Origin of the sequence: uncultured Phenylobacterium sp. (assembly GCF_902826855.1) — a bacterium.
In the GTDB taxonomy this organism is placed as follows: Bacteria; Pseudomonadota; Alphaproteobacteria; order Caulobacterales; family Caulobacteraceae; genus Phenylobacterium.
Map to the genome: position 1 here is coordinate 1 of NZ_CADEGK010000083.1, position 6,598 is coordinate 6,598.

The 6,598-nt window shown below is 70.8% G+C and carries 6 protein-coding genes; 4 read left to right on the forward strand and 2 right to left on the reverse strand.

Annotated elements, in window-relative coordinates; genetic code table 11:
* Both QZV94_RS12825 and QZV94_RS12830 read left to right on the forward strand, forming a co-directional pair.
* Positions 1-1,090 (forward strand): CaiB/BaiF CoA-transferase family protein (locus tag QZV94_RS12825; RefSeq protein WP_293678281.1); only part of this gene is annotated, 1,090 nt, incomplete at its 5' end.
* Positions 1,091-1,151: 61 nt separating this feature from the next.
* Positions 1,152-2,405, forward strand: coding sequence for an SPOR domain-containing protein (locus tag QZV94_RS12830; RefSeq protein ID WP_293678282.1), 1,254 nt, complete (start codon positions 1,152-1,154; stop codon positions 2,403-2,405).
* Here the strand turns inward: QZV94_RS12830 and QZV94_RS12835 are convergent.
* Positions 2,402-3,289, reverse strand: coding sequence for a crotonase/enoyl-CoA hydratase family protein (locus tag QZV94_RS12835; RefSeq protein ID WP_293678283.1), 888 nt, complete (start codon positions 3,287-3,289; stop codon positions 2,402-2,404). The genes QZV94_RS12830 and QZV94_RS12835 overlap by 4 nt on opposite strands.
* A gap of 14 nt (positions 3,290-3,303) precedes the next feature.
* Positions 3,304-4,089 (reverse strand): SDR family oxidoreductase, encoded by a 786-nt coding sequence (locus QZV94_RS12840; protein WP_293678284.1) that lies wholly within the window; start codon positions 4,087-4,089, stop codon positions 3,304-3,306.
* 147 nt (positions 4,090-4,236) lie between these two features.
* Between QZV94_RS12840 and QZV94_RS12845 the strand changes: the two genes are divergently transcribed.
* Together QZV94_RS12845 and QZV94_RS12850 are read left to right on the forward strand one after the other, a co-directional pair.
* The gene (locus QZV94_RS12845) at positions 4,237-5,184 is read left to right on the forward strand and encodes an NADP-dependent oxidoreductase (protein ID WP_293678285.1); all 948 of its coding nucleotides are present in this window, start codon (positions 4,237-4,239) and stop codon (positions 5,182-5,184) included.
* Positions 5,185-5,230: 46 nt separating this feature from the next.
* Positions 5,231-6,418 carry a phytanoyl-CoA dioxygenase family protein gene (locus QZV94_RS12850; protein ID WP_293678286.1) on the forward strand — a complete coding sequence of 396 codons (1,188 nt, stop codon included), beginning with the start codon at positions 5,231-5,233 and terminating at the stop codon, positions 6,416-6,418.
* Positions 6,419-6,598: the final 180 nt, after the last annotated feature.

Consider the following 6,598-nt stretch of genomic DNA (forward strand, 5'->3'; position numbering starts at 1 on the left):
TCCCGGCGGCCACCGCGGCGAGGGCGGCGACATCATGCGCTGGGGCGGCCAGCAGCCGGAGGGCTCGCCCCGCGGCATGGGCCCCATCTTCCTGACCATCAACCGCAACAAGCGCTCGGTCGTGCTCGACATGCGCCAGCCGCGTTCGAAGAAGATCATCGCAGGCCTGATCAAGACCAGCGACGTCTTCACCGCCTCGGTGCGCTATGACGGCCTGAAGCGCCTGGGTCTCGGCTACGAGGACGTCGCCGCGATCAAGCCGGACATCATCTACGCCCACGCCGCCGGCTACGGCTCCGACGGCCCCTACGCCGGTGAACCGGCCTACGACGACCTGATCCAGTCGGCCTCCGGCGCGGCCGACCTGCTGTCCCGCGTCGACGGCAACCCTACGCCGCGCATCCTGCCCACCCTGATGGCCGACAAGGTCTGCGGCCTGTTCCTCAGCCAAGCCATCACCGCGGCCTTGCTGCACCACGCGCGCACTGGCGAGGGCCAGTTCATCGAGGTGCCGATGCTGGAGTGCATGACCAGCTTCCTGATGGTGGAGCACCTGTTCGGCCACACCTACCAGCCGCCCACCGGCCAGCTGGGCTACACGCGCGTGCTCAACCCCTACCGCAAGCCGTTCGCCACCAAGGACGGCTACATCGGGCTGCTACCCTACACCGACAAGCAGTGGGACCAGTTCTTCGAGGCCGCCGGGTTTGGCGCCGCCATCGCCAATGACCCGCGCTTCGCGGACTATTACACCCGCGCCCGCCACGTCACCGAGCTCTACCAGATGGTCGAGCAGGCGGCGGCGACCAAGACCACCCAGGAGTGGCTGGACCTGCTGAAGCCGCTGTCGATCCCGGTGGTCCGCACCAACCGCCTGGAGGACCTGCGGGCCGACCCGCATCTGGCCGCCGTCGAACTCTTCCAGACCTACCTGCACCCCGAACTCGGCCGCTACACCCAGATGCGACCGCCAGTGAAGTTCGCCAAGACCCCCTCCAACATCCGCATGCACCCGCCCAAGATGGGAGAGCACACCGACGAGGTGCTGGCCGACATCCTGGCGGACATCGGCGAGGACCAAGAGGCGTAGGGGTTCTGCCCCCCGATCGTGGTTAAGCTTGTGTTAGCGTCCCGGTCGCTAAACGCGAGGTATGGAAACCGCGCGTGTCATGTGGTGGCGGAGGGCGGCCTGGGTCGCGGCCGGGCTCATGCTCGCTGCCCCGGTCGCAGGCGCCGCCGGTCCGCTCGAGGCTCCGGACCTTCCCGTCTGGCTGACCCGGACCACCGACCTTGACCGTTCCCAGGTCGCTCTGGTCAGCGCCGACAGTGTCTACAGCATCGAGCCCCTGGGAGAGCGCCTGCCCACCGGCGAGATCATCGTGCTGGTGCGCACCGAGCCGCTGGGCGACGACTGGGGGGCCACCCACGGCTTCCAGTCCTGGGACGCCAACCTGCTGATCGACTGCGCGCAGCGCCGCCTGCGCGTCATCCGCAGCGCGACCTATCCCAAGCGCAACCGCGGCGGCGCGCCCGCGCCGGAGCCGCAGGACTACGCCGCGCGCAAGCCGCTCGCGACCGAACCGGCCGCCAAGCTGCTCGCCGCCGCCTGCGACGCCAATTTCGCCTGGCCCCTGCGCGAGCCGCCGCGGGCGAGAACCTACGCCATGGCGATGCTCGGCGGTCTCCCGCCGCCGGACGTCCCGAGGAAGCCCGTCGAGCCGGCGCCCGCGCCCGCGCCCCAGGTGGTGGAGGTTCCCACTGCGACCGTCTTCGCGCCCGCTGCGCCTCCGGCGGCCGCGTCGCCGATAGTCCCGAGCCGCTGGGTGCTGCAGGTGGCGCTTGGCGCTTCCGCTGAGGGCGCGCAACGCGCCGCCGGCGCTGCACGCAAGGCGTTGGGCGCGGAAGCCAAGGCGCTCACAGGCTGGACCGTGAGCACGCCCGAGGCGCCGCAGGAGTACGCCGGGCTGGTGGGCGCTTTCGCCTCCTATGGCGCCGCACACAGCGCGTGTCAGACGCTCCGGAGCGCGAAGCAGGATTGCCTCATCCGCCGGGACCCGGCCGGGTCGCCTACGCCGGGCCAGGCGGCTCCGCCGTCCCAGCCGGCGGCCACCACAGTTGCGGCCTCACCCCCCGCGCCCGCCGCCCATGCTGTCCAGGTCGCCCGCGGGCCCTCGGAGGAAGGCGCCCGCCGCGCGCTGGCCAAGGCCCGCAAGGCTCTGGGACCGCTGGCCCAGCCGTTGCGTGACGCCATGCCGGTGAGCCGGATCCCCGGCGACCACATCCGGTACGACGCGCGGCTCGAGGGCTTCGCGACCGCCGAGGCGGCCGCGCAGGCGTGCCGCACCCTATCGGCCGCCGGCCAGGACTGCTTCCTGCCCCAGCCGCCGTCCGCCGGACCCGCCTAAAGACCCCGGCGGATCGGAACGAGCTCCGGGAAGTCGCCCAGGCGCTTCTCGGCCTTGGCCTTGAACGCCTCGGCCATGTCGGAGCGGCTGAACATGCCCGCCTGCCAGACGGCGAGGTAGTCCAGCGAGTCGGCGATGCTGTGGTCGCGGGCGTAGTTGATCATCACCTTCGAGCCGGTCACCGCCAGCGGGGCCTTGGCGGCGATCTCCCTGGCGACAGCCAGGGCATGGGCGACGACGTCCTCGTGGGTGTCGAACACCTCGTTGACCAGCCCGATCTCCCGGGCCCGGACGGCCGGCAGCCGGCCGCCGGTGTAGGCCAGCTCGCGCACCCAGCCCTCCGGGATAAGCCGGCACAGCCGCGGGAAGGTGCCCGCATCGGCGGTCATGCCGATGTTGATCTCCTGGATGACGAAGAAGGCGTCGGCCGAGCAATAGCGGATGTCGCAGGCGCTCGACATGTCGACGCCGCCCCCAACGCAGCCGCCTTGGATGGCCGCGATCACCGGCATGCGCGCCTCGTCGAGGCAGGCGAACGTCTCGTGCAGGTGCTTCAGGTGCCGGATCGCCGCCTCGGCGCTGACCTGCGGGTTGGGTCGCGCGGCCGGCGCCGACCCCGCCGCGCCGTCCGCGGGACCCTGGAAGACGCTCAGGTCCATGCCGGCGCAGAAGTGCTTGCCTGTGGAGGAGATCACGATGCAGCGCGCGCGGGCCTCTTCGTCGATCGCCCGCACGATGGCCGGCAGCTCGACCCAGAACGCCCGGTTCATGCTGTTGAACGCGTCCGGACGGTTCAGCCGGATGTGCGCGACCTTGTCCTCGATGGAGACGTCGAAGCACTCCCACGACGTGGTGGTGACGTCGGTGACGGCGGGCGCGTTCATGCTCGTGGTTCCCTTCAGGCGGCCGGCATGCGGCGTGAGGCGTCGCCCAGCTGCGAACCGCCGTCGCAGTCCAGGATCGTGCCGGTGACGTAGGAGGCCGAGGTGCTGCAGAGGAAGACCGCGCTTTCGGCCACCTCCTCGATGCGGCCCCAGCGCTTCAGCGGGATGCGCTCCTGGTGGCCGCCGTCGGCCGACTGGCCGGGCGCGAGCCGGCTCATGCCCTCGGTGCCGGCGATCGGGCCGGGCGAGATCCCGTTGACGCGGATATCCGGACCCCACTCCATCGCCAGCACCCGGACGGCCTGGTTGATGCCCGCCTTGGCGGCGCAGGCGTGGATCTGCAGCGGCGAAGCGTTCACCGCCTGGCCCGCGGTGATCGCGATCAGCGACGCGCCCGGCGTGTTGAGCAGGTCGTGGCAGGCGCGGAAGACGTTGAAGGTGCCGTTCAGGTCGATGTCGACGACCGTGCGAAACGCGTTGGCCGACATGCCCATCGCCGGCGCCAGGAAGTTCCCAGCCGCACCCGACACCACGATGTCGAGCTTGCCGAACTCGGCGACGGTGGCTTCCAGCGCGCCGCGGATCGCGGCGTAGTCGCGGACGTCGGCCGACATCCCCAGCGCGCCTGCGCCGATCTCGGCGGCCGCGTTCGCCGCCTTCTCCGGATTGCGGCCCACGACGCAGACCTTGGCGCCCAGCTGGGCGAACCGCTTGGCGATGCCCAGGTTGATGCCGCTCGTGCCGCCGGCGACGAAAGCCGTCTTGCCGTTCAACAGACCGTCGCGAAATGCGCTTTCCATGCGGTTCCTTCAGAGAGGTTTTTTCGTGCTGTGGGGCGAAGTTCACGGACTCACCCTGCGGAAATCGAGGCAAATCTCGAAAAGAGAGCGCCGCCTGTCCCGGTGGCGCCCCACAGTCCAAGACCGCAGCGCTTCCGGAGACGAACGATGACAGACCGACCGACCAAGGCCGTGACCTACCAGGGCTCGGGCGGCTATGACGTCATCAAGGTGCGCGAGCGCACCGTCCGCGCTCCGGGGCCGGGCGAGGTGCGCATCAACGTCCACGCATCGGCGATCAGCCCGGTGGATATCGCCATGCGCCAGATGGGCAGCCCCGACCCGTCGCAGCCGCTGACCCCCGGCATGGACGCGGCCGGCGTCATCGAATCCGTCGGTCCCGGCGTCGTGCGTGTCCGCGTCGGCGACAAGGTCATGGCCGGCGTCATGCCCATCCGCCCCGAGGGCGGCGGCCAGGCGGCCCAGATCGTGGTCCCCGAGGCCTCGGTCCTGCCGATTCCCAGGGGCGTCTCCCTGTCGGAGGCCTCCACCCTGCCGATGAACGGCCTCACCGCGCTGTTGGCGCTCGAGCTGGCCGCGCTGAAGCCTGGCCAGACCTTCGGGGTGAGCGGCGGCGCCGGTCTCCTGGCCAGCTACGCCATCCCGGCCGCCAAGGCCCAGGGCCTGAAGGTGATCGCGGATGCAAAACCCGAGGACGCCGACCTGGTGCGCAGCTTCGGAGCCGATGTGATCGTCGAGCGCGGCGACGGCTTCTGCGCCTCGGTTCGCAAGGCCGCGCCCGAAGGTGTGGACGCCTTGCTGGACACCGCGGTCCTCGGCCAGAAGGTGTTCCCCGCGATCCGCGACGGCGGCGTCTACCTCTCGGTTCGCCAGGTCAACGACGCGCCCGAGCGCGGCATCCAGATGCGGCCCGTGTGGGTCAACGTGGCGCTGCAGCGGACCGACATGCTGGAGGTGATCCGCGACCTGGTCGAAGCGGGCAAGATCAAGCCGCGCGTGACGGGCGAGTTTCCGCCGGAGCAGGCCGCCGAAGCCCACCGCCTGCTCGAGGCCGGCGGCCAGCGTGGGCGGTCGGTCATCGTCTTCGAACAGTAGACGCCGGGCTGAGCGCCAGGAACAATGGTCGGAAAGGAGCGTCGCAATGCCGGTCACGGACATGGGTCAGCGGTTCGAGTTCCTGTCGCAGGCCTGGATCGACGAGGCCCGCCAGTTCGTCAGCGCGCGCGGCTGCGCGGCTGACTTCTCGCTGTGCGAACGCTTCGCCGACCCGCCACCCGGCATCGACGGATCCTGGTGGCTGCGGGCGCGAGACGGCGTCGTCGAGGCCGGCCCCGGCGTCCTGGAGGGGGCCGACGTGCAGGTGGACGGCGACTACCAGGCCATCCTGGCGCTCGCCCAGACCGTCTATGCGGCCGGCGAGGACGCGGTGGCCCGGGCGCGCCGAGAGCTGATCCACCGCGCCGGGACGTCGGCATTTCGGGTGGCGGGCCAGGTTCCCCCCGCCGTCGCGCCGGTGCTGGGTGAGCTGCACGACCACCTGGCGGCCAGGACCATTGAGAACCCGAACCTGGAGCACCGGCTGAACCGCCTCGGGCTGCGCCGGCAGGCCGAGGAACTGGCCGAGCTGGGCTACACGGTGATCGAGCGTGCGATCTCGGAGGCCTTCGCCGATGAGGTGCGCGGGCACGTCCAGCGAGAGGTTCTGGCCCACGATCCCTTCACCACCAACGGCCTGATCCGCCGCCACCGGGTGTTCGAGGAGATCGCCGCCCACCCTTGGGTCTGCGCCGTCGGGCAGAGCGCGCTCAGCCAGGCGATGATCCTGGGGGCCATGTCGGGCACCTACAAGGAGGCCGGGCCGGGCAAGATCCCGCTCCACGTCGACTCCCCCTTCGTCCACGAGCCCTTCCCGGAGTGGCCGCATGTGGTCACGGCCTGCTGGGCGCTCGAGGACTGGACGGAGGCGGCGGGCCCCACCTGGGTTATCCCGCGCAGTCACCTCCAGCGCCGCCGCCCGCGCAAGGGCGACGGTATCGACGGCGCGGTGCCTATCGAAATGCCGAAAGGCTCGGTGGCGCTCTGGCGGGACGACGTCTGGCACTGGCAGGGCGACCGGACCGCACCCGGCGCACGGGTGGCGATCCACGCCAGCTACAACCGCGTCTTCGTGCGGCAGTTGGAGGACATGCGCCTGCCGCAGGAGCAGCTCAAGCGTAACGGCCCCGCCTTCCAAGCCCTCATGGGCATGGACGACCCCTTCGGCCGCAGCAGCTTCACCGGCCACGATCCCCAGCGCATGGCCAACGCCGGCCGCCAGGCCTTCCGCTGAGCGCTTCCCTTTCCCGCAAGCGGGACAGGAAGGGGGCGAGTCCCTAGACCGTCGCCGCCTCGCGGTCGATCACGCCGATCACGCCGTAATAAGTGTCAAAGCCGAACAGCCGGCTGAGCAGGGGCGACTGCTTCGCCTGTTCCAGGATGTCGGCCGGCAGCGACAGGTGGAAGCAGGTCT